Here is a 23464-nt window from a genome sequence, read left to right on the forward strand (position 1 = left end):
TTTAGTTGCGAAGCCGTTCGATAGCTTGAGCCAAGGCAACATAGAGTTTGCCGATATCCGATGACAACAGCGTCACGCTGATTGCGCTACCATCGCGGGTCGCAAGTACGCCGCGCAGCATTGTTTCGAAATCATGGATATAGCGGTTCACATGCTCACGGAATTCTGAATTATTGTCATATTCCACCAGAATTTCGCGCACTTCTCCGGTATCAAGCAGGCGCACGGCGCGGCGGGTAAATATACCGCGGTCACCTTTCAGGTAAGCCGCCCATTCCGTATCGGTTACTTCATTGGATAGCAATTTCGTGACGTCGATCGCCGTGGAATTGAGGGATTCGGTGAGCAAAGCGACACGGCGCGTGAAATTCTCGTCGCTGCTTTGCTCCGCCTTTTCCTTGGCAAACAATATGCGCTGTTCCAATTTCGTGGTCATGTCTTCGATGGCGGCAAGTTGCTCCGTCAAATGGCCAGCGGTAGACTCCGTGGTCGCCACTGCCTTGGACACTGCCGATTCCAGTTTCGGCGCGATGGAAGAGATTTTTTCATCCACAATCTTGGTGAGCGCTTCTTCGCTGACTTTTTCAAAGGTCTCGGCAGATCCTGAAATAGATTTTTCCAATGCCTCGCGCGAATGTTCCGATGCCTGGCGAGCAGTCTCTTTTACGCGCAGCAGGGCGCTGACCAGCTTCTCGCCAGCGCTTTCGGCCAGAGCTTCGTTCTGGTCACGGACTTCCTGCAATTCTTTCGCGAGTCCTTCGATCTTGCCGAGAACATTGTCGGTCGCAATAATGCCATCATCGCTGAGCTTGGCAAGTTTCGCGCGCTGCTCCTCAATGGCCTCATCCGATTTTTCAATTTTGGCGGTCACTTCATCGGTTACCGTACCGACCTTTTCGGCTTCTTCAGTCATGCGGCTGAACAGGGCAGAACTGGCTTCGGATTTTTCGTTCATCCGGTCAAACGCGGCGGGTAATGTTTCGTCCAGCTCCCGCGCGCCGCTATCAAGAGCGACAAGCAGCTGTTCGACGCGCTCGATCATCTGATCAGCAGTACCATGGCCCTCTTCGATGGATTTCTTGAGTGCATCACTATTCTGCTCGAGCGCAGTCATCGCAAAGGCCAGCTTGGCGGTTTTTTCGCCGCTTTCATTGTCGAGCGTTTCCACTTTGGTCGAGATTTCCGCAACGCTTTGATGGAGTTCGGCCACGAGTTCCTTTAACCGCGCTTCTTCATCATCAGCCGTTTTGCCTACCAGGGTCAGGGTTTCTTCTATGCTCGCCAGATCGGTCCTGATTGCCTCAGAGCTTTCAGATGTTTCCGCTGCCAGTTCGGATCGGGTCTTATGCAAAGCGGCGATCACGTCTGCGGAAGTATTTTTCAAAATGTCAGCAATCCGGGTCGACCCTGTTTCCGTTTCCGTTAGTTGCTTGGTCAATTTGTCTTTTATTGCCTCAGCGGTTGTTTCGAGATTGGACAGCGAATCTTCCGAACGTTTGGTCAGTTCATCAAGACTGGCTTTCGCCGCCGTTCCAACATCGCCAACCCGGCTCAATGTATTGACCATGGCAGCCATCTCCGCCTGAGCGGCCCGACCGGAATTCCCAATTTGATTGGTCACATCTTTTGCTGTGTTGATAACGAAGGGGAGATGCACGCGCAATTGTTCGAGATTCTTGTAAGCGGTATCGCCCACCGTATCCAATTTCTTCATCTTGGACAGGCCATCGCTCAAGGCCGATTTGATATTGCTGGCCGCTTCGTTGAGTTTTGTCGACGATTGAGAGCCCAGCGTTTCCAGTTCTTTCGTTTCACCGGCAAGGAATTCACGCGCCATCGCCAGCTCGTTGTTCACCGTCTTCAAACGGAATTCCAGCTGCTCGGATTCCATTCGTAAAGATGATGCAACGTCATCAAATCGCTTGGCTTCCCGGGTGCTGTTGCGCATGTAGAGCAGATAGAGAATAGCGAAGGTCGCAATTGGCAGGCAATATTGAGACAATAGGTCAATTCCGCCCTTCATCGTCGGGATTGTGGTAAATATGTCGCGATTGGCCCACGCGAAGAAGGCGGTCCATAATGCTATGGATAGACCCAACAGTACCGGCGCAATGTAATGAGATCGTGATGGCCGAACGACATCGTCATCGGCATAGTGACTCCATTCTTCATCGCTGCTGACCTCGTCAAGCTCCTGATCCGCTTCGCTTTCAACGGCATCGCTGCCATCGTCTTCGCTCAGCTCAAGGGCATCACTGCCATCTGTTTCGTCAAACTCGACATGCTCCATATGAGGTTCTTCACCCCGGTCACGCCTGATTCCGATAATTTTCGATCCACCTGTCATGAGTCGGTTTTACCATAAAAATCGGCCAGAGAAACTATAAGTTAACCATGGCACCGTAAGAAATGCCCATGTCATTCGATTATGGAGCGCTCGACGCGGCTTTAACCGCCGCAGTTGGTGACGATCAGTCACTCATCGCGGAATTGCGTACCGCTTTTCTGGACAGTGCAAAACGGCAGGTCGACTTGCTTCACCGCGCACGTTGTGATGCCAATTGGGAATATGCTGCTTTGCGCCTGAAGGGGTTGGCGGCCAGTTTCGGTGCGACTCATGTACTGGATCTGGCGGAAGAAGCGGTTATGTCTGCTCCGGGTGAACCGACGGTGCTGAAAAAGCTCGAACGGGCTATCGCCGCAATCGAAGATCATCGCGACTAACCACCCCGTTTATCCGCATTAAAAGATGAAGATATCGCTTTGATGCAATAGCGGTAAATCCTATATGATGCTCACGTCTGTTGACTGGCAAATTGGGATTTATTTTTGAGACTGGCCCTTATCTCCGTATCGACCGAGCATGAAGTGGGGCATGGGCCTGCTGGCATGCTGCCGCTGTTCGATGGTAATGTCATTGAACAACAAGTAAGAGCTGTCCGAAATATGGGTGCAGAGAAGATTATATTGCTGAGCCCAACTATGCCCGGGGCTTTGCTGCAATATGTTGATGCCTTGAAGCGTCAGAATATTGATGCCGAGATTATCCGCGATACCAGCGATCTGGGGCAACATGCGTCAGAAAATGACGACCTTATTTTTCTTGGAGATGGTATTCTCCCCGCAAAGCCGATTGAAGATAAATTGAGCGGGAAATCCGTTGAATCAATCTATGTCGTAACAAATGCAGATAATTACGACAGTTTTGAGCGGATTGATCTCAGCCACCGATGGCTCGGCATAGCTCTTTTAAAAGCCACACGCCTCGGGGAGATATCGAATATCCCCGATGATTGGGACGTTGGCTCCGCGTTGCTTCGTACCGCAGTGCAATCGGAATGTGAGCGAGAGTTGGTTTCTGACGAGGATATACAGTCCGATGCAGTGTCCCAGCTGATCGATGCCGAGAGGAGTTTGGCTTATGCCGACCGGCGGCTCGGTGCGGTGCGAATTCCCAAACAGAATTTCCTCGATCGATATGTCGTTTGGCCGTTGATGCGCAAACTGATGCCGGTACTTTGGCAGGCCCCCGATGCGAAGAAATATTTTGGGATGGCCAGTATTGCCTGCTCGATTATCGCCCTCGGACTTGGTCTTATCATATGGCCCGCGGCTTCGCTGGGCTTTCTGTTTCTTGGTTCTCTGGTTTTGGTACTCCACAAACGGATTTCCATGTTTTCGACCGAATTGAACAAGCCTGACTGGACCGCACCAATATTCTATTTGATGGCCGCAATCGTTTTGACAATTACGGTCCTGCGGACGGTGTCTTCGGCAACCTTGTTCGCTGACATATCAATATTGCTGCTACTAATTGGTAATTTGTGGCTCGTTCACGCGGCGGAGGATGATATCGGATTGAACTGGATAAGGCCTGATACCCCTTTGATTCTATTGATTTTATTGATCGCTGCTGCTCTTGGCGCATTCTCCCTTGGTCTCTACACCGCTGCCTTGTTCTGTTTGGTTTATCTGGTTGCAGAACGACGCGACTATTTTTCTTCGGAATCTGGCGCTGCGTCTCAAAAATAGAAAATATTGCACTTAGCCAGATATTAACCACATTGGCCTACGGCTAAACCCATGGTGAAGCGAGATTTTTTGATGGACCAGAATACGGGCCCTGGCCTTGTTCAGCAGGCTGCCGCAATCAGCGGTTCAAGCGCCGCTGTGTCTGACGACCTTGCTGCCGCGCTCTTTCCGAAATCGGACATCATATTGTCTGATCGCATGCTGTCCAACGGCCGCCAATATTTGCAGTCTATAGTCCAGGATATCGAGACCGAAATCTGCATGATTGCTGTCGAAGATTTTGGCCTGACACATGACACGATTATCGAGATCGGCAACAGCGACAGAGGACATAGTTTTCCGTTGCTTCAAAATGCGGGTTTGCTGGAAACCAAAACACTGCTCGGCCATATTTTTATCAGCGTGCAGCGTGTAGAGCTTGGCGCACGGCTTTTGCAGAAAATTTCACAGGCCGATCTGGAAGCTGTTTTGACGCGTTATCTCGATAATGAAGATGCTGCGATTGCGGATGCCGCTATGGCATCGCTGGTGGCGCAAAGCCGCGACAATGCGGCGCCGGGTTCCATTCATGCTCATATCGCCAGTCTTCCTGCAGAAATATTGTTTGCACTTGTGTGGCCTGTGGTTGCTGCGATTCAAAAGCTTTCCGGCTATGATGGACCGGACCTGAAAAAAGCAGCAGAGAAACTGCTGGGCGGACATGATGAGAGCGTTGGCACGCAAAGCCGCGCACGCCGTCTGGCGCAACTTGTCGATCAGTTGGCAGAGGATGAACATCATCTTCATCCACTTTATGACGGGCTGGATCTTTTTCTTGCCCGCCTGGCAAAGCGCTCCGGACTGTCAGTTGATCAACTCATATTGTTTACCGCTGAACCCAATATGGTTCGACTGGTTCTGACCATGCGTGCAGTTGATTTGCCGACAGACCATGCCATATCGATTTTCGGTGTGCTGGACGGTAGCGGTCAATTACTGACCCCCGCTTCCTATAACGAGATTGATGGTGAGAAGGCCGCAGAACTGGTCAGTAAATGGGCTGGCAATAAACTTCTCCAGGACGCACAACGCCAGCTAAATGCTGGCCTTCCGGGGTTTTCTGACTAATGCCGGTTACCGGCAATCTGGCTGAGCCGGTTCGCGGACAACTGGATGGCGATGGCCGTCTGGTTTCGGCGGACCCGCCATTGCTGCGCCTTCACCTGCACTGTGGCGGTTATGAGGGCGGGCCGCTTGCTGTGCCACAATTGTCAAATCTCTGCCGTCTGAGCAGGCAGTTGAACATGAACCTGTCGCGCCCAGTGCAGGCGGCTGATGAAGACAACCTGATCAACATGTGGGTTGAGATTCGTCTTCAACCCGGTGACCAGTATGGCAATGTCGGGATCAGTATAGTTGACTGGAAAGAAACGCCTGCGCCTTCGACAAGCAGTCAGGCATCTGGGCGGCAGCGTGATTTTGACCGGCTCAATGGGCGAGGGTCGATCCGGACCGATGCATCCCTGCGTATCATGGCCTTGTCTATGCCCGGTGATCTGGACGCGGTTGAGAAATATATCGGTCAATCCCTGCTGGATATTTTCGACTTTGTAGAGCCATCCAAACAGAGTGTGTTGGTGGAATCAATATCTGAACGCCAGCCGGTGCGCGGTCAGCACGTTCGCCAGAGAAACGGAAAAAGGTCCTTCTACAACCTGTCCGGGCAGCCATTGATTGACAATGATGGCCTGTTTTCCGGCTATCGCTTCGCGCTGGAACTGGATGAGGAACGGGAAGCCAAAGCGAATGAAGACGAGGCAAGTCTGCCAATCAAAAAAAGCGAACTGATCAGCGATTCCCTTTTCGGTTCCCAATTGGGCCCGGCTTTGCGTCAGCCACTGGGCAAGATTATCGCCAATGCCGAGACTATTGGCAGCCGGTTGGAAGGGCCATTGCGTGGAGATTACTCCGATTATGCCAAGGATATCGCCTCCGCCGGTCGCCACTTGATGGATCTGGTCAATGACCTGTCCGATCTCGAAGCAATACAGCGAACCAGTTTTTCAGTTGCCGCAGATGATATTGATCTTGTTGATCTGGCACACCGGGCTGCTGGCCTGCTCGCGGTTAAGGCAGCCGATCACCAGATCCGAATTGACTTGCCTGACAAAGACCTGGAAATGCCGGTAAAGGGCGAGTTTCGTAGGGTTTTACAGATATTGGTCAACCTGATCGGGAATGCAATCCGTTACTCTCCCGATGGTTCGGTCATTAAGTTGCAGGTTGTTTCAGAGGGCGAGTTCTCAGTGATTACCGTGCGTGACCAGGGTGATGGTATTGCCGAAGATGATCAGCAGCGCATATTTGAAAAGTTCGAAAGACTAGGGCGCTCTGGCGACGGCGGCAGCGGATTGGGCCTTTTCATCTCCCGTCGTCTGGCCAATGCCATGGACGGCAGCCTGACAGTCGAGAGCGCCGTTGGCAAAGGTTCTACCTTTAAACTCAGCCTGCCATCACGCGCCGCTTAGGCACAAAAAAGGGAGCTATGAAGCCCCCTTTTTTCCATATTTTCCCAGATTACCGTTTGCCAATTTCCACATAATCGCGCTGTGTGGGGCCGGTATAAAGCTGGCGCGGACGCCCGATAACCTGACCGGGGTCAGAAATCATCTCGTTCCACTGAGCAACCCAGCCGACGGTCCGTGCGAGCGCGAAGAGCGCGGTAAACATGGAGGTCGGGAAACCAATGGCGGAAAGGATGATGCCGGAATAGAAATCTACGTTCGGGAAGAGCTTCTTCTCTTTGAAATAGTCATCGTTCAGAGCCATTTCCTCTAGTTGCAGAGCAACCTCAAAGACAGGATCGGTGACTTTCAATGCGTCAAAGACTTCACGGACGGTTTTCTGCATGACCGTCGCACGCGGGTCATGATTTTTATAAACCCGGTGACCAAAGCCCATAAGGCGGAATGGATCATTTTTATCTTTCGCACGTTCAATATATTCCGGAATCCGGTCAGGGTGACCGATTTCATGGAGCATGTTGAGTGCCGCTTCATTGGCGCCGCCATGGGCAGGGCCCCAGAGGCAAGCAATGCCGGCAGCAATACAGGCAAAAGGATTGGCTCCCGAAGAACCGGCGAGCCGCACGGTTGAGGTGGAAGCATTTTGCTCATGGTCAGCATGAAGGATGAAAATCCGGTCCATTGCCTTTTCAACTGCTGGGACAACTTCATAGGGCTCGGCGGGAACGCCAAAGGTCATACGCAGGAAATTACCTGTATAAGACAAGCTGTTATCCGGATGCATGAAAGGCTGGCCGACGGCATATTTATACGCCATCGCAGCAATGGTCGGCATTTTGGCGATCAACCGGTGACTTGCGATCATCCGCTGTTCGGGATCACTGATATCCGTGCTGTCGTGATAGAAAGCAGACAGGGCACCTACGACGCCGCACATGATCGCCATCGGGTGAGCATCGCGGCGGAAACCATTGTAAAAGGTCGAAAACTGATCATGCAGCATCGTGTGGCGCGTGATCGTGTTGGTGAACTGCGCATATTCGTCTGCTGTTGGAAGCTCTCCGCGCAAGAGCAGGTGGGCCACTTCCATGAAGCTGCTATGCTCGGCCAATTGACCGATGGGGTAACCGCGGTGGAGCAATATGCCTTCGCCGCCATCAATGAAGGTCAATTCGGATTCACAGCTTGCAGTTGATTTAAATCCGGGATCGTAGGTGAAGGCACCAGTTTGTCCGTAAAGTTTCCGAATATCCACGACATCCGGTCCTTCGGTACCCTTCATGACGGGGAATTCGTAATTTTCGCCGTCTAGGTTAAATGATGCGCTATTGTTGCCCACAATATTGTCCTTTCTGCTCCTGAGAATTCAGGTTATTTTATTTGATCTGCAAGACGATCCAATGACTCTTCCTTGCCCAAGAGTATCAGCACGTCAAAAATTCCGGGTGAACTGGTACTTCCCGTTAAGGCGGCCCGCATAGGTTGTGCAAGCTTTCCTAACCCCAATTCGGCGGCTTCTGCTATGGCCTTTACCCGGTCCTCGGTTGCCTGGATCGTCCAGTCGTCAAGGTCGGTCAAAGTCGAATGAATCGATTCAAGCAGCTGCCGTGCGTCAGCACCTAGCAGAGATTGTGCCTTCTCGTCGAGGTCAAGTGGTCGTTTTTTATAGAGAAAAAGGCTATTATTAGCCAATTCGATAAGGTTTTTGGCGCGGCTTTTCAAAACCGGCATGGCCTGGGCCAGCAAATCGCTTTCAGCCGCTGTCAATTTTGCTCCCAGTTCTTCTTCAATCCATGGTGTTGTCAGTGCTACCAGCACCTTGTCATCGGCTTCGCGAATATATTGACCATTCAGGTTCTGCAGTTTTTTGGCATCAAAGCGCGAAGGCGATTTGCCAACCCCTGACAGGTCAAACCATTTAATGGCCTGTTCGCGTGAAATAATCTCGTTATCGCCGTGCCCCCAGCCCAGACGAAGCAGATAATTGAACATCGCGTCGGACATGACTCCCATATCCCGATAGGCTTCCACACCCAATGCGCCATGCCGTTTGGAGAGCTTAGCGCCATCATTGCCGTGGATGAGCGGAATGTGGGCATAGGTCGGTTCGGCCCAGCCCATCGCGCGGATCATCGCCATCTGACGGAATGCATTGTTGAGATGGTCATCGCCACGAATCAGATGCGTTAGACCCATGTCATGGTCATCGACCACGACTGCCAGCATATAAGTCGGCGTACCATCGGAGCGCAAAAGGATGAAATCATCAATTTCGCTATTCTGCACAGACACTTCACCTTGAACAGCGTCCTCGATTGTCATCTTGCCGCCGGTTTCGGTCTTCAGACGGATCACATAAGGCGCGTCTGCGGCAGCTTCGGACGGATCGCGGTCCCGCCAGCGGCCGTCATAGCGCATCGGCTTCTTTTCCGCCTTTTGCTGCTCTCGCATGGCGGCCAGTTCTTCTGGCGTTGCAAAGCATTTGTAGGCATTGCCAGCAGCGAGCAGTTCATGCGCGACTTCTGCATGACGCGCGGCGCGTTCGGATTGGAAGACCGGTTCATCGTCCCAGTCGAGACCCAGCCAGTCGAGACCTTCCAGAATTGCGTCAATCGCTTCCTGTGTGGATCGCGCCTTGTCGGTATCTTCAATTCTGAGCAGCGCCTTGCCGCCATGATGCCGGGCGAATAGCCAGTTGAACATCGCCGTACGTGCGCCGCCAATATGCAAAAACCCGGTGGGGGAGGGCGCGAAACGCGTGACGACTTGTTCTGATTTATTAAGATTCACGCTTGGTGTTTCCCTGTGTTAGGCAAAAATAATGCAGAGTGGCTTTGATCCGAATAGCCCTGGCGTAACGCCCGATGATATCGGTATGGCCGCCATTTCCGGTTCGAATGGCAAGGCCCTTAGCATGCCGTTTCGCGCACGACAATTGCCTGAATATCTTGGAAATTTGGAAATTTTCAAACGTCTGGAAACGCAGCTTGAAAAAGAGCGCGACCGGTTAGCCTTATGGGTGCCTGTTGGTGTGGGCGCGGGAATCGCTATTTGGTTTCAGCTGGCAAATGCGGCGCTCTGGATAAGCTTTATCGCGCTTTCTTGTGGTTTGGCCTTAAGTGTCAAAGCCCTGAACATGGGCGGGCGGGTCAGCAATGCGTTTTTCTGGTTCGCGGCTTTACTGGCTCTTGGCTGTGCGATCATGTGGTTTCGCTCATGGGCTGTCGCGTCGCCGGTACTCGAACGGCCGATGGTCTCTTCCTTCTATGCTGAAATTGAAAAAACCGAGACAATCAGTGCGCGAGACATCGTGCGGTTGACGCTGGATACGCATGAGAAACAAAATCTACCGCCTCGAGTGCGCGTGAATGTACGAACGGAGAAGGCCGTCGCCGACCTGCAGCCGGGTACCATCATTCAGCTTCGCGCCCGGTTAATGCCACCCGCGATGTCCAGTCTGCCGGGCGCTTATGATTTTTCCCGCCGTGCATGGTTCATGGGGTTGGGGGCCACTGGTCAGCTGTTGGGAGAAATTGAGGTTGTTCGATCAGCGGAGCCGTCATGGGGACCATTATCGGCAATGCCGGAATATCGCCAGGCACTATCCAGCCACGTCCAGTCCCGCATGGCGGGCGGGGCAGCGGCGATAGGGGCGACCCTTGCCACTGGTGATCGCGGGGCGATCAGCGATGAAGATGCAGAAGCGATGCGGCGCAGCGGTCTGGCCCATCTTTTGTCGATCAGCGGGCTGCATGTGACAGCGGTTGTCGGTGCGGTCTATCTGCTGGTTTTGCGTATTTTGGCGCTATTTCCACCATTGGCACTGCGTTTCCGATTGCCCTTGGTGGCTGCGGGTTGCGCAGCAGTGGCGGCGCTCGCCTATACCTTAATGACCGGCGCGCAGGTGCCAACGATAAGAGCATGTGTCGCAGCATTGCTGGTTCTCATCGCTCTCGTCATGGGGCGCAGTGCCATCACCCTGCGCATGGTCGCGGCAGGGGCCCTGTTTGTGCTCATCATCTGGCCGGAATCTCTTGTCGGTCCGAGCTTTCAGCTTAGCTTCGCTGCTGTCACTGCGATCATTGCGATGCACGAACATCCCAAAATACAGACACTTTTTGCCCGGCGGGAAGAAGGCATTGTCCGTCGATCAGGTCGCATTATATTGGCGCTCTTCCTCACCGGTCTGGTCGTCGAGCTGGCATTGATGCCCATTGCTCTGTTCCATTTCCACAAAGCGGGAATCTACGGAGCGCTGGCCAATATCATCGCTATTCCGCTGACCACATTTGTGATTATGCCGCTGGAGGCATTGGCATTGCTACTTGATACGGTTGGTTTGGGTGCACCGTTCTGGTGGTTATGTGAAAAGGCGCTGAGCAGTCTGCTGGTGTTGGCGCACTATGTATCCAGTCGACCGGGATCAGTAACCATGCTGCCGACCATGCCGCTGGCCGCGTTTGGGTTAGTGATTGCGGGTGGCTTGTGGATGGCCCTGTGGAGTCAGTCTTGGCGTATCTGCGGTCTTGCACCTATAGCAATCGGTGTCCTGATGATAGCCACGACCCGCGCTCCTGATCTCTACATTACCGGAGATGGTCGTCATGTCGGTATCCGCAATGACGCGGGGGAGCTGGCGATGCTTCGCACGCGCAGCGGTGACTTCATTCGCGACATGTTGCTGGAAAATGCTGGGATTGATGGGGAAGCCACGGCCCTAGAGGACTGGCCCAATGCGCAGTGTAATGCGGACAGTTGCACCGTCATCATGGAAGTCGACGAAAGGGACTGGGTCATCGTTGCGACGCGCAGCTCTTACTATATTCCGGCCATGGCGCTGTCAGCGGCCTGCCGGCGTGCCGATATTGTGATCAGCGAACGGCGCCTCCCTGCCAGTTGTCAGCCACGCTGGCTTAAGGCAGACCGCACTTTATTGGGTCAGGTTGGCGGCATGACTATAGATTTAGAGAACCAAAAGATTGCAACCGTTTTGGGCCGTTCCGGGCGTCATCAATGGACGCGCTTCACTGAGCCCAAAAGTGCACAGCCGATAGAGAAAACTTCCAAAATAGCGACAGAAATCAGAGGCAGCCCTGAATAAAACTGCGCCCAGCTATCGTTAGTTATAGCGTCGCAATAATCCGGCCATCTTGCCTTGTATCCGCACCTCACCTGCGCCAAATATCTGTGGCTCATAGGCTGGATTTGCGGGATCAAGGCGAACCTGCCCATTATCCTTGAACAGATATTTCAGTGTAGCATCTTCATCATGGACCAGCGCAACGACGATTTCGCCGTTACGTGCTGTTTCCGTGCGTTGGATAAGCGCATAGTCGCCGTCCAATATACCCGCTTCGATCATCGAATCGCCGGAAACTTCCAACGCATAATGCTCGCCGGAGCCCAGCAACGCCGCTGGAACACTGAGTGCAGACTGACCTTCAAGGGCTTCGATCGGGACGCCTGCTGCAATCTTGCCATGAAGGGGAATTTCGATCACGTCATTGGCAGCAACCGGAATTTCTTTCATCGGTGCGGATGGGGCCTGCTCAGACGCAATATTGACCACGTTGGAAGCAGCCGGTTTCAAATTTCCACCTTCGGGCAGCTTGGTCACTTCCAAGGCCCGTGCCCGGTTGGGAAGGCGGCGCAAAAAGCCGCGTTCTTCCAGCGCGCTGATCAACCGATGAACGCCTGATTTTGACTTCAGGCCCAATGCATCCTTCATCTCTTCAAAAGATGGGGATACGCCTGATTCCTCCAGACTGTTATGAATGAAGCAAAGCAGTTCATGTTGTTTCGGTGTGAGCATGTTTCATGTCCTTATCGGGAACGAATACGGAACAATTATGAAACAAACCGTGCCAAGTCAAGCATTTTAGATGGCGATATACGAAACCTCTGCGCCGACAGGTTGTTCCGGGCTGTGCGCGGAGCGATAGAGCAGGGCGTTGGCGGCAGCCAGTATCGACAGCTTGGCGCTATCCTGGCTGTCAAAGGCGGTGATTCCGTCGTGATTAATGCGCGCGCGGAGAAATTCGGCGCGCTGGCTGGTGGAGGGGAGCACCGTACTCGTCTCCGCAGTTTGCATCACAGGCATATATTCCTGCGCGCCCGCCAGATAGCGGATCAGTGGCAACAGAAACAATGTGGCGGTGACAAAAGCAGAACCGGGATTGCCGGGCAGAGCGAGAACAAGGCTGTTACCCAGTTTTCCCGCCATGAGAGGCTTGCCCGGTTTCATCGCGATTTTCCAGAAATCGGTTTGTCCGCCAAGCCGTTGAAAGGCGGGAGCTACCAGATCATGATCGCCAACCGATGCCCCGCCGATGGTAACGATGACATCGCGGTCGCTGGCGCTTTCCAGCGCTTCACACAGGCTATCCAGATCATCCTTTATCCGGCTGATCGAACGGGTTTTTGCCGGCAGCTGCGACAGCATGGCGGCAACCATGACATCATTGCTCGCCGGTATCTGATGCGGCTGTGCATCCGTGCCGGGGGCGACCAGTTCGTCGCCGGTTGAGAGGATCGCGACTTTGGGACAGCGGCCCACGCTGATGCTGCCGGAACCGGCGATGACGGCATGACCCAGAGCGGCAGCATTAAGCTGAATGCCAGCTTTTAGCGCCACATCCCCCGCCTTGAAGTCGCCGCCTTGAAAACGAACATGGCGGCCTTTGACCGGGGAAGGATCGCTGGTGAGCACAATATTGTCGCCTTCCGGATGGACATTCTCCTGCATGACAACCGTATCGGCGCCCTCCGGCATCAGAGCGCCTGTGAATATGCGTGCCGCTTGACCCGCTTGAATGCGCGGGCAGGGCGGGCTTCCAGCCTTGCACTCACCAACCAGTTGCCAAGGGCCATCACGATCCTCAAAACGGATGGCATAGCCGTCCATTGCCGACATATCGGCCGCCGGTTGATTGCGCTTGGCGATGACATCTTCCGCAAGATAGCGCCCCAGCGCATCGCCGATGGCAATGGTTTCAGAAGGCAGAGGCTGTGCCATGGCAATCAAACGCTCTTGCGCTTCTTCCAGGGGCAGCAGCGGCTTCATTCTGCGGTCCAGTCTCCTGATTTTCCGCCTGACTTGGAGAGCAGGCGAATATCGCTAATCACCATGTCTTTCTGCATCGCTTTGGACATGTCATACACTGTTAAAAGTGCGGTTGAAGCAGCTGTTAAAGCCTCCATTTCAACCCCTGTCTTGCCGGTTAAGCGCGCCATTGCCCGAACCTTTATACCATCATCCTGATATTCAAAATCAACCGCGACTTTGCTGAGCGCCAGCGGGTGACAGAGCGGGATAAGGTCGCTGGTCTTCTTTGCCGCCATGATCCCGGCAATACGGGCCGTGGCCAGCACATCGCCCTTTTTCATGCCGTTGGCCCTGATGGCCTCCAGCACATCCGGATTCATGCTGATAAAACCTTCGGCATGGGCCTCGCGCACCGTTTCGTTCTTGGTCGAGATATCGACCATATGCGCTGCGCCGTCGCCATCAATATGAGTAAGCTTGCTCATTGTGCCTTATCTCTTTTCCGGGCTGCCAGTCAGGAGCAACCGTGTCGCCGCTTCCACATCATCCTGCCGCATCAGTGATTCCCCGACCAGAAAGGCCCACGCGCCTGATTGCGACAGGCGCTGGCAATCCTCATGCGTAAAAATGCCGCTTTCCGATACCATGATCCGGTCATCGGGAACCAGTTTTGATAGACGCTCGGTTTGTTCCAGGCTGGTTTCGAAGGTCTTGAGGTTGCGGTTGTTGATACCCAAAAGCCTTGATTTCAGTTTAAGCGCGCGTTCCAGCTCCGCCTCGTCATGCACCTCAATCAGGGCGTCCATATCATATTCCAGTGCCGCCGCTTCGATTTCACTGGCAAGAGCATCGTCCAGAGCGGCCATGATAATCAGAATCGCATCGGCGCCCAGCGCACGGGATTCTTCCACCTGCCATGGATCAATCATGAAATCCTTGCGCAAGCAGGGCAGGGCGCATGCCGCCTGGGCGGCCACAAGATATTCGTCTGCGCCCTGAAAATAGGGCATGTCGGTCAGCACCGAAAGACAGGCGGCGCCACCGGCCTCATAGGCGCGTGCGTGGGTCGGTGGATCAAAATCCTCACGGATCAGGCCTTTCGAGGGACTGGCTTTCTTGATCTCGGCAATCAGCGCGAAGCCGGTTGCCGACTTTTCTTCAATGGCGCGGACAAAACCGCGCGGTGCCGCTTGATTCCTGACCTGGTCGTGCATGGATGACGAGGAGATGTCAGTCCGCCTCTTGCGCACATGCAGGCGTTTGGCTGCGCATATTTCGGTCAGTTTATTCATTGCCCGCACCTCATTGATTGGCGATCCAGCAATTGAGCAAGGCATTGGCCAGACCCTTGTCGAGTGCTTCAGCTGCCTCTTCGACTCCCGCCTCCCAGCTATCGACTTCACCCGCGACCATCAAAGCGGCGGCGCTGTTCAGCAATACGGCATCGCGATAAGCGGAAGGTTCGCCCTGCAACAGCGCTCTCAGCGCTTTGGCGTTATATTCGGCGTCACCGCCCTTGATAGCATCGGCATCGTGACGGGACAGGCCAATATCCTCCGGCGTAATCCGGCTGTGGGTGATCGATTGCCCTTCGACTATGGCCAGCCTGGACGGTCCGGAAATGCTAAGCTCGTCCAGACCCTCTTCGCCGGATACGATCATCACCTTTTCGTAACCGAGCTGCGCAGCAGCCTCGGCATAGGTCTCCACCAGATCGGGAGATGCGACGCCGATAAGCTGTCGTTTGACTCGCGCCGGATTGCAGAGTGGACCTAGCAGATTGAAAATCGTTCGCCGCCCGATAGCCTTGCGAATGGGGGCCAGCGGCCCCAATGCGGGATGGTGATTGGGGGCGAAGAAAAAGGCGATACCGATCTCGCGCAGGGATTGCTCGCCGCCGGTTGCCGCTTTGGCCAGATCGAGGCCCAGAGCTTCCAGCGTGTCTGCCGCTCCCGATTTGCTTGATGCAGCGCGGTTCCCGTGTTTGGCCATCGGTATGTCGCAGGCGGCAACCACCAGAGCCGTGGCGGTGGAAATATTCAGGCTGTGACTGCCATCTCCGCCCGTGCCGCAAACGTCGATTGCATTTGCAGGCGCGTCAACAATAATCATGCGAGCCCGCATTTCCTGCGCCGCCGCCGCAATTTCCGTGGCCGTCTCTCCGCGGTCAGCCAGTTGGACCAGGAAACTACTAATCGCTTCGCCATCTACTTTGCCGTCCAGTATCGCCGCAAAAGCGGTCCGGGCGTCTGCACTGGATAGCGCGATGGCTGGATCAGGTAAGGTCGTCATGATTGCTCCTCCCCCGGTACACCGGCATCCTGCAGCCGCCGGATCAGGCCGTTCCTGTGCGCCTCATCCTTGAATATGCGGGCGGGCAGGAAATTGAACATATGATCGGAACGATAGAGCAGAACGGTTTTGTCGTCCGCCCGCCATTTGACCATGTCGGCAAAGGTCAGGTTGGCATGGCCCTGTTCGTTGCCGGAATAGAGTTTTTCATCATCCCACCAGCTGGTCGTTTCCAGACGCAAGTCTTTCTGCTGTTTATAAATTTTCCTGGACAGGCGCGGCACCCACCATATCGGGATCAGGATGGTCATCGCTAGCGCAACAATCCCGGCCCATATCGTCATGCCGACGATCAAACCGAGTGCTGCCGGCAGATTTTCGAAGCCATCATATGCCGCCATGGCCAAGCCAATCGCCAAACCGAAGAGCAGCAGATAGCCAAGGCGCTTCCAGCCCATCTGCTTCAGGTGCAGGCCATAGGCAGCGCGCAGGTCGTCCTCTGTGGGTGTGAAGATAATCTTTTCGGTCATGCGATCTGTTTTGGTGTCAGCCCCGCCAATGTCATGAAATTGGCGAGCAGGTCATGGCCATATTCGGTGGCGATGCTTTCAGGGTGAAACTGAACACCATGAATGGGCAGGCTTTCATGGCGAAAACCCATGACGGATCCGTCTTCGGCGGTGGCGTTTACCGGCAGGCAAGTCGGAATATCCTCGACAATTAGCGAGTGATAGCGGGTGGCCGTATAAGGGGAGGGTAATCCTGCGAACACGCCGCTATTGTCATGCTTTACCGGTGAAGTCTTGCCGTGCATCAGTCCGCCGCGGATCACTTTCCCGCCGAAATGCTGACCAATGCTTTGATGACCAAGACAGACCCCGAGCAACGGTTTTTCCGCATCGGCACAGGCTGCGACCAGATCAAGCGAGATGCCGGCTTCATTGGGTGTACATGGGCCGGGCGAAATCAGAAACGCATCAGCCCCGGTTGCAAGAGCCCCGGTGGCGCTCAGCGCATCGTTTCGTTCGACCTGAACCTCGGCCCCCAGTTCCATGAGATAATGGACAAGGTTGAAGGTGAAGCTGTCATAATTGTCGATAACCAAAATCATGGATGCTGCCTAATGCCAAAAACCTCGCAGGCCAAGTTTTTCTGGCACTTATCAAGCAGATCGTTTGACGGTCAAAATCGGCGTGATAAGGTCAAGGCTCGGGAGACAAGAATATGGGCCAACCGGTAACCGTCAACATTCCACATAAATTGGGGCTAGCCGAAGCGCGCAGCCGCATTGGTGCAGGCGTGCACACGCTGGGCGAGAGCGTGCCAGGTGCGACGGTCACGGACCATCATTGGGAAGAGGACACGATGCACTGTACACTGGCAGTGATGGGGCAGCGCATTGGCGGCGAGATGCAGGTCCGCGAAGACGAGGTTTACGCCATTTTTGATTTGCCGCCCTTGCTTGCCATGTTCGCCAACAAGTTAAAGGAAAAACTTCAGAAAGAAGCACCAAAGATGCTGGAATAGGGGGCATTCGCTCGCGTTTGAGCAGAGTTTATGAGAGTTTTCTGGTAAAAATACTGGCGTCTCGTCAAATCCTGAAGACAAGCATCAGCATTCCTCTCCTAGCTACAGAAAGTCAGATTCTAAGGTAGTTTTGTCTTTATTGATAATGAGAATGATTCTTATTTACATTAATAAGCACGTCAGCTAGCAGGCCCTCGATTGATGGATATTTAACGAGGGTATCAATAATGATTCGTAAGCTTTTGCTCGCCACCACCTTTCTGGCGGCCCCCACTCTTGCTGCGGCCCAAGATGTGCAAAACGAAAATGAAGACCCGAATACCATTATTGTCACAGGGCAGTTGGCCGCGTTTGGTGCAACAAAATCGGAAACACCCATTCTGGAAACGGCCCGCTCTGTGTCCGTTATTACGTCTGACGAATTTATCGAAAAAGGCGCACTGACGCTCGATGACACATTGAACTACACTGCCGGTGTTGTTGGTGATACTTTTGGTTTTTCCACTCGTGGCGATTTTCCGCGTGTGCGAGGACTGAATGTCCCTGAATATCTGGATAATATCCAGGTGCTGTTTGGTTCCTACAACAATGCCCGATCAGATATCTACACATTGGAGCAGGTTGAGGTTCTCAAAGGCCCTGCATCAGTCCTTTATGGTCAAGGTTCACCGGGCGGTATCCTGAATACGGTCAGCAAACGGGCGGGCCCTGATAATCTGAAGCGAGAGATTATCGTTGAGTACGGAACCCACGATCGCAAACAGGTGTCGACCGATTTGGGTGTTGATCTTTCAGGCGACGGCAAGTTCACCGGACGATTGGTCGCGCTTTATCGCGACAGCGGCACCCAGTTGGATTTTGTTGATGACGACGCCATTGTCATAGCGCCCTCTCTTACATTCGACACTGGTGATACTACGATCACACTCTTGGCCAATTATACCGACCGGAATAGTGACACTGCCCATCAATTCTTGCCTCTGGCCGTTTCCGGATGTCCGAGCGGCAATGTGACCATATCGGAAGCCAATGTATGTGCCGGGATGATCAATCAGGAAGTCGATCCTTCTCTTTATGTCGGAGATCCAGGTTTCAACCGATATGATACAGAATCATTATCTTTCACGTTATTCGGGCAGCATCAGTTTAACGACACACTGGCATTCGAAACGACGGCTCGATACCGGGAGAACGAAGCAGACTATAAACAAACTTGGGTGTCTTTCCTCGGCGATGGAACGCCTCGCACCTTGCCGGATGGTACCGCGATTGGCCGCAGCTGGTATGATGCACCAGCGACTTCTGACCAGATCGCAGTAGACACCCGTTTCAGGGCAAATTTCAACACCGGTGGCATCAGACATGAAGTGCTTGCAGGAATGAATTTCCAAGACGTGAATACGACTTTGGATGCTGCGTTTCTCTATGCCCTTCCAACGACATTTAATCTGTTCAATCCAGATTATTCCGGTGGCGAAATACCTGCACAAGCCATTTTCGATGCGGCCCGCTCTTTTAGCGAGAGCGAAACTGAAACACTGGGATTCTACATCAATGATCAGATCACAGTCGGCAATCTTGTTTTGAACGCCGGTGTTCGCTTTGATGATATCAAATCCGGGAATGGACTGACAACGCAGGATGACAGCGCGACCAGTCTCAGCTTCGGTGCTCTCTACAAGACTGGAATTGGGCTCAATATATATGCCAGCTATGCTGAATCAATTCAGGCAGTGGTTGGCGTTGATCCAACAACCAACCAGCCGCTCAAACCGCAACGGGGCAAGCAGTATGAAGCTGGTTTGAAATATCAGCCGCCCGGCACGCGAACTTATATCACTGCCTCCTATTTTGATATCGAGCAATCCAATCTGGCAAACCCTGCGGGATTGCCAAATGCAGCCTCTCAGCAGGAAGGCGTGGCAAAGATCAACGGTTTTGAAATTGAGGCGCAAGCGGCTTTCGGCGATTTTCATTTTGATGCAGCATTCAGCTATCTGGATACCGAAGACCCGGACGGCGTTCGTTTCCCTAGCGTCCCAAAAACGCAAGCATCAGCCTGGGGAGCGTGGAAACCATCATCGGGCTCGCTTGAGGGACTGCTTATGGGCGGCGGCGTAAGATATGCCGGGGGTAATCAAAGCGCCGGAACCGCGTTTTTGGCAGTCAATGGTTTCGCGCCAACACCAAATCTGGTGGAAACAGATGGCTATTTCGTTTTTGATGGTGTCATAGGTTACGACTTCGATCCGTTTTCAATCACTCTCAACGCCAGAAATATTTTTGATACGGAATATTATGGCACCTGTCTCTCTCGCGGCGATTGTTTCCCGGGCGAAGGGCGTACAGTCGTTCTGAGATTGGGATTTAATTTCTAATCGCCATGATCGAGATGATCTGGACTTTGCTGGGAGTAGTGACCGCCATTGGCAGTGTGGGTTTGCTTTATGCGGCCTGGAGCAAACGCTCCAGATCACGGCAGCTTATTCTTGGTGGCTGGTTTTTAGCGACAGTTTCGCTTGTCAGCTGGTCACAGACTAGCGGAGTCGACAAAGGACCGGCTAAGGCCATTGTCGCGTTCATTCTGATCGTTTTAACGGTGCTGGCGGTGCTTGCTTATCGCAGTCCCGTTAAACAACGACGGAACATAGAGCGAGAACCAGCGCAAGCGATTGAAGTTCGCTCCGGGTTAAAAATCTGGGCAATGAGAAGCTATAATTTCATCTTGCTGTTATTGGTTTCTGGCCTCGCAGCAATGTCGATTTCAACTGCGGCATTCATGGTGGGGCGAGCATTTGGCGCGGAACATACGGCCAATCTTACCGTCTCGATGTTCCTGTTTCCGATTTTGTGGGCAATTTTCTCGGTAGTGACTGGCTATGCTAGTCGGCCGCTTGTCAAATCAGCGGTACTGTGCGCGTTGGCTCTCGTTCCAGCATTGCTCATTCCGGCGCTGCAATAGGTGAACCATGGACGCTGAACCAAAAAGAACCAAATCCTCGGCAAAGCGCGTAGCAAAATCGCTCGAAGTCCATAGCTTGATTGCAGTGATTTTTGGTGCGCTGATCTATATATTAGCAGTCACTGGCACATTGTCTGTATTCAATCACGATCTGCAAAGGTGGGAACAGCCAGATGCACCGGAAATGCAGTCTGTTTCGCCAGAGGCGGCGGAGAAAGCTGCCTTGGCAGTCTTTAGCAGCGAAGCAAAACCTACGACACATCTCTATGTCAACTTTCCCAAACCTGATGTGCCACGGACAGTCATCACCACTGACACTCAGGCTTTCTTTGCAAACCAAGACGGAACAATAGCGGGTAAAGAATCATTTCCTTGGACACAGTTTCTGCTCGATCTTCATTATTATCTGCACATGCCGCAGATTTTGGGATTGACCGTTGTCGGCGCACTGGGCGTCATGCTTCTTGGGCTCTCGATATCCGGTCTACTCGCGCATCCGAGGATATTTCGCGATGCATTCACGTTTCGAAAAGGTGCCGGCCGGTTGACCAAGGTCGATCTGCATAACCGTTTGAGTGTATGGACATTGCCCTTCCATTTTTCCAATGCGCTAACCGGCGCGATATTGGGGTTGGCCAGTATATTGGCATTCGCCATTGCAGCGGCTGGTTTTGACAATGATACAGAGGCGGTCTTCAGTCCGGTATTCGGGGGGGAACCGGTGATCAACGAAGCAGTCGCACCGGTTGCCGCAATTGCCAAACCCCTGCGCTACATGGCGGATAATTTTCCGCACTTGAATGTCGCTTATTTCATCTTGCACGACCCCGGAACTGCCGGTCAGCATGTGCAGGTCATTGCCGAACATCCGGACCGTTTGATTTTTGGTGACTATTATAATTTTGATGCAGCGGGGAACTATCAAGGCAACACCGGAATTTCCGATGGTACGGCTGGCCAGCAGATTACCGGAGCTGTTTACAACGTCCATTTTGGGAATTGGGGCGGCTTGCCAGTTAAGCTCGCATATCTCATCTTCGGAATAGCCCTGTGTACAATTATCGCCAGCGGACTGAGTATTTATTTTGCCAAACGCCGGTCCAGCGGCAAGCCAGCTCCAAGATTAGAGGCAGCATGGTCAGCAGTTATCTGGGGGACGCCAGTCATGCTGATTGTTACACTTGCTGCCGCATTGACCGGTCAGATTACCGGTATCGGTCTGGTCGCCATGTTCTGGATTGGTTTGTTGCTATCCATCGCAACCGCGCTTTCGTTGGGTAAAGAGCTCGTAGTAACTGGGGGACAACTCTCAATTCTTACCGGCCTAACTGCAGTTCTGGTCATTTATGTTGGGCGATACGGATATGATGGCATTAAGGGGGCGGGATGGCCGTTGGTGGTTCTATTGACTTTAGGCTCTGTATTGATGGCGGCGTACCTTTTCAGGAAATGGAAAGCCAAACGGATGGCGGTAATTCATAGTTAGCCTGACAAAACGGCGTTCGGTTTTGCGCCGGAAGTTTTGTTTACGGCGCCAGTATGACGGATTTTCTTGCGATACCGTCAGCAGCTCGCGCTACTGCCCGAATCCGATATCCTGCGAGCGGCGAACCGCTTCTTTTGCGGCTGCCAGCAAAGCGCCCGACTTCGCTTCGCATTCGCGTTGTTCATAGGCGGGATCGCTGTCTGCTACGATACCAGCGCCGGCCTGTACGTGCAGTATGCCGTCTTTTACGATGCCGGTGCGCAGGACAATACAGCTGTCCATGCTGCCATCGGGAGAGAAATAACCGACGCCGCCTGCGTATGCGCCGCGGGTTTCAGGCTCCAGTTCCGCGATAATCTGGCAGGCACGGACTTTCGGGGCACCGCTGACCGTGCCGGCCGGGAAACCAGCGAACAGCGCGTCGAGCGCGTCCTTGTCCGGTGCCAGTTCACCGACGACGTTAGAAACGATATGCATGACATGGCTGTAAAATTCGACCGTATAGCTGTCAGTGACTTCTACGCTATTGGCCGTACTGACGCGTCCGACATCATTGCGACCAAGATCGAGCAGCATCAGATGTTCCGCCCGTTCCTTGGGATCGGCAAGCAGGCTGTCACGATTGGCTTTGTCTTCTGCCGCGTTGCTGCCGCGCGGCCGGGTTCCGGCAATCGGGCGGATGGTAACTTCACCGTCCCGGGCACGCACCAATATTTCAGGGCTGGATCCGATCAGCGCAAAGCCTGGCAGGTCGAGGAAGAACAGGAAAGGCGAGGGGTTTATCCGCCGCAATGCACGGTAAAGCTCAACCGGTGGCAGGGAAAAGGGCGCGGTGAAACGTTGCGCCAATACCACCTGGAATATGTCTCCGGCCTCGATATAGTCTTTGGCGCTGAGTACCATGTCTTCATACTGCCGAGGTTGCAGCTTCGGTTCGAAGGCCATGTCTTCCGGATCTAGATTTGGGGTTTCGGAGGCCAGCGGCGGCACCTTTGCGGCCATTTGCCGTTCCACTTCATCCAGCCGTTCTTCGGCAGCGGATATCTTGTCCCCCGCATCTCCCGCTGTTTCCGGCCATACGGGAGCGACCAGGAACATCTCGTCTGCCAACCGGTCAAAAATCACGATCACGGTCGGGCGCACAAATAGCATGTCGGGCAGGTTCAGTTCGGACTGCGGGGCCCTGGGAAGCTTTTCCACCAAGCCGATCGTTTCATAGCCAAAATAGCCGACAAGGCAGGCCAGTGCCCGGGGCAACCCTTCCGGCACGTCCATCTGGCAGCGTTTGACCAATGTCCGCAAGGCATCAAGGCTGGAGGTTTTTTCCGGTTCAAAGGCTTCGCGATCAGTCAGCCAGTTTGGGTTGATCGCCGCCTTTTCGCCATCCGCGCGAAAGACAAGGTCAGGGGCAAGCCCGATAAGGCTATGACGCCCACGGGTTTCACCGCCTTCCACAGATTCGAGCAGGAAATCACCGCGCTCGGCTTCCATCAGCTTCAATGCAGCGGATACCGGTGTTTCTGTATCCGCAACCTGCTTGCGCCAGATGAGGGCAGGCTTTGCGGCGTCCAAGGCATTTTGGGCGGCGGCGATGTTTAAGCTGCGCATGATCAGTC

The 23464-nt window shown here is 53.6% G+C and carries 20 protein-coding genes; 9 read left to right on the forward strand and 11 right to left on the reverse strand.

Features of this window, described 5'->3' with window-relative positions; all coding sequences use genetic code 11:
* Position 1: 1 nt before the first annotated feature.
* A complete protein-coding gene (locus tag DK507_RS13325) occupies positions 2–2347 on the reverse strand; it encodes a hypothetical protein (RefSeq protein WP_162559046.1) in 2346 nt (781 codons plus the stop codon).
* 68 nt (positions 2348–2415) lie between these two features.
* Here DK507_RS13325 and DK507_RS13330 point away from each other — a divergent pair, with 68 nt between their 5' ends.
* From DK507_RS13330 to DK507_RS13345, 4 genes are all read left to right on the forward strand, one after another.
* On the forward strand, positions 2416–2724 hold the full coding sequence (locus DK507_RS13330; protein WP_109356836.1) for an Hpt domain-containing protein: 309 nt from the start codon (positions 2416–2418) through the stop codon (positions 2722–2724).
* 105 nt (positions 2725–2829) lie between these two features.
* On the forward strand, positions 2830–4032 hold the full coding sequence (locus DK507_RS13335) for a hypothetical protein (protein ID WP_162559047.1): 1203 nt from the start codon (positions 2830–2832) through the stop codon (positions 4030–4032).
* 72 nt (positions 4033–4104) lie between these two features.
* The gene (locus DK507_RS13340) at positions 4105–5139 is read left to right on the forward strand and encodes a hypothetical protein (protein ID WP_162559048.1); all 1035 of its coding nucleotides are present in this window, start codon (positions 4105–4107) and stop codon (positions 5137–5139) included.
* Positions 5139–6539: a sensor histidine kinase KdpD gene (locus DK507_RS13345; RefSeq protein WP_109356839.1), complete on the forward strand. Its 1401-nt coding sequence runs from the start codon at positions 5139–5141 to the stop codon at positions 6537–6539. The genes DK507_RS13340 and DK507_RS13345 overlap by 1 nt, the downstream gene beginning before the upstream one ends.
* A 49-nt stretch (positions 6540–6588) precedes the next feature.
* Here DK507_RS13345 and DK507_RS13350 read toward each other — a convergent pair whose 3' ends face one another.
* Complete coding sequence (locus DK507_RS13350) at positions 6589–7875, reverse strand: citrate synthase (protein WP_109356840.1); 1287 nt, start codon at positions 7873–7875, stop codon at positions 6589–6591.
* Positions 7876–7907: 32 nt separating this feature from the next.
* A complete protein-coding gene (gltX, locus tag DK507_RS13355) occupies positions 7908–9326 on the reverse strand; it encodes a glutamate--tRNA ligase (RefSeq protein ID WP_109356841.1) in 1419 nt (472 codons plus the stop codon).
* Between the two features lie 31 nt (positions 9327–9357).
* Here gltX and DK507_RS13360 point away from each other — a divergent pair, with 31 nt between their 5' ends.
* Positions 9358–11637: a ComEC/Rec2 family competence protein gene (locus tag DK507_RS13360; protein ID WP_254054385.1), complete on the forward strand. Its 2280-nt coding sequence runs from the start codon at positions 9358–9360 to the stop codon at positions 11635–11637.
* Between the two features lie 18 nt (positions 11638–11655).
* Here DK507_RS13360 and lexA read toward each other — a convergent pair whose 3' ends face one another.
* The 7 genes from lexA to DK507_RS13395 all read right to left on the reverse strand — a co-directional run bounded on the left by lexA (position 11656) and on the right by DK507_RS13395 (position 16984).
* On the reverse strand, positions 11656–12348 hold the full coding sequence (lexA, locus tag DK507_RS13365) for a transcriptional repressor LexA (RefSeq protein WP_109356842.1): 693 nt from the start codon (positions 12346–12348) through the stop codon (positions 11656–11658).
* Positions 12349–12414: 66 nt separating this feature from the next.
* A complete protein-coding gene (gene glp / locus DK507_RS13370; protein ID WP_109356843.1) occupies positions 12415–13599 on the reverse strand; it encodes a gephyrin-like molybdotransferase Glp in 1185 nt (394 codons plus the stop codon).
* Positions 13596–14066, reverse strand: coding sequence for a cyclic pyranopterin monophosphate synthase MoaC (gene moaC, locus DK507_RS13375; RefSeq protein WP_109356844.1), 471 nt, complete (start codon positions 14064–14066; stop codon positions 13596–13598). The genes glp and moaC overlap by 4 nt, the downstream gene beginning before the upstream one ends.
* Before the next feature lie 6 nt (positions 14067–14072).
* Positions 14073–14873: an indole-3-glycerol phosphate synthase TrpC gene (gene trpC / locus DK507_RS13380; protein ID WP_109356845.1), complete on the reverse strand. Its 801-nt coding sequence runs from the start codon at positions 14871–14873 to the stop codon at positions 14073–14075.
* Positions 14874–14883: 10 nt separating this feature from the next.
* A complete protein-coding gene (trpD, locus tag DK507_RS13385) occupies positions 14884–15873 on the reverse strand; it encodes an anthranilate phosphoribosyltransferase (protein ID WP_109356846.1) in 990 nt (329 codons plus the stop codon).
* Positions 15870–16403 carry a YcxB family protein gene (locus tag DK507_RS13390; protein WP_109356847.1) on the reverse strand — a complete coding sequence of 178 codons (534 nt, stop codon included), beginning with the start codon at positions 16401–16403 and terminating at the stop codon, positions 15870–15872. The genes trpD and DK507_RS13390 overlap by 4 nt, the downstream gene beginning before the upstream one ends.
* Positions 16400–16984 (reverse strand): aminodeoxychorismate/anthranilate synthase component II, encoded by a 585-nt coding sequence (locus DK507_RS13395; RefSeq protein WP_109356848.1) that lies wholly within the window; start codon positions 16982–16984, stop codon positions 16400–16402. The genes DK507_RS13390 and DK507_RS13395 overlap by 4 nt, the downstream gene beginning before the upstream one ends.
* Before the next feature lie 113 nt (positions 16985–17097).
* Here DK507_RS13395 and DK507_RS13400 point away from each other — a divergent pair, with 113 nt between their 5' ends.
* From DK507_RS13400 to DK507_RS13415, 4 genes are all read left to right on the forward strand, one after another.
* Positions 17098–17400, forward strand: coding sequence for a polyhydroxyalkanoic acid system family protein (locus tag DK507_RS13400; RefSeq protein ID WP_109356849.1), 303 nt, complete (start codon positions 17098–17100; stop codon positions 17398–17400).
* A 227-nt stretch (positions 17401–17627) separates the two neighbouring features.
* Positions 17628–19778 (forward strand): TonB-dependent siderophore receptor, encoded by a 2151-nt coding sequence (locus tag DK507_RS13405; RefSeq protein WP_109356850.1) that lies wholly within the window; start codon positions 17628–17630, stop codon positions 19776–19778.
* Positions 19779–19792: 14 nt separating this feature from the next.
* A complete protein-coding gene (locus DK507_RS13410) occupies positions 19793–20362 on the forward strand; it encodes a hypothetical protein (protein ID WP_216822390.1) in 570 nt (189 codons plus the stop codon).
* 7 nt (positions 20363–20369) lie between these two features.
* Positions 20370–21848: a PepSY domain-containing protein gene (locus DK507_RS13415; RefSeq protein WP_109356852.1), complete on the forward strand. Its 1479-nt coding sequence runs from the start codon at positions 20370–20372 to the stop codon at positions 21846–21848.
* 90 nt (positions 21849–21938) lie between these two features.
* Here DK507_RS13415 and trpE read toward each other — a convergent pair whose 3' ends face one another.
* The gene (gene trpE / locus DK507_RS13420; RefSeq protein WP_109356853.1) at positions 21939–23456 is read right to left on the reverse strand and encodes an anthranilate synthase component I; all 1518 of its coding nucleotides are present in this window, start codon (positions 23454–23456) and stop codon (positions 21939–21941) included.
* Positions 23457–23464: the final 8 nt, after the last annotated feature.

It is taken from the genome of Sphingorhabdus sp. EL138 (assembly GCF_900258045.1).
GTDB lineage: Bacteria > Pseudomonadota > Alphaproteobacteria > Sphingomonadales > Sphingomonadaceae > Parasphingorhabdus.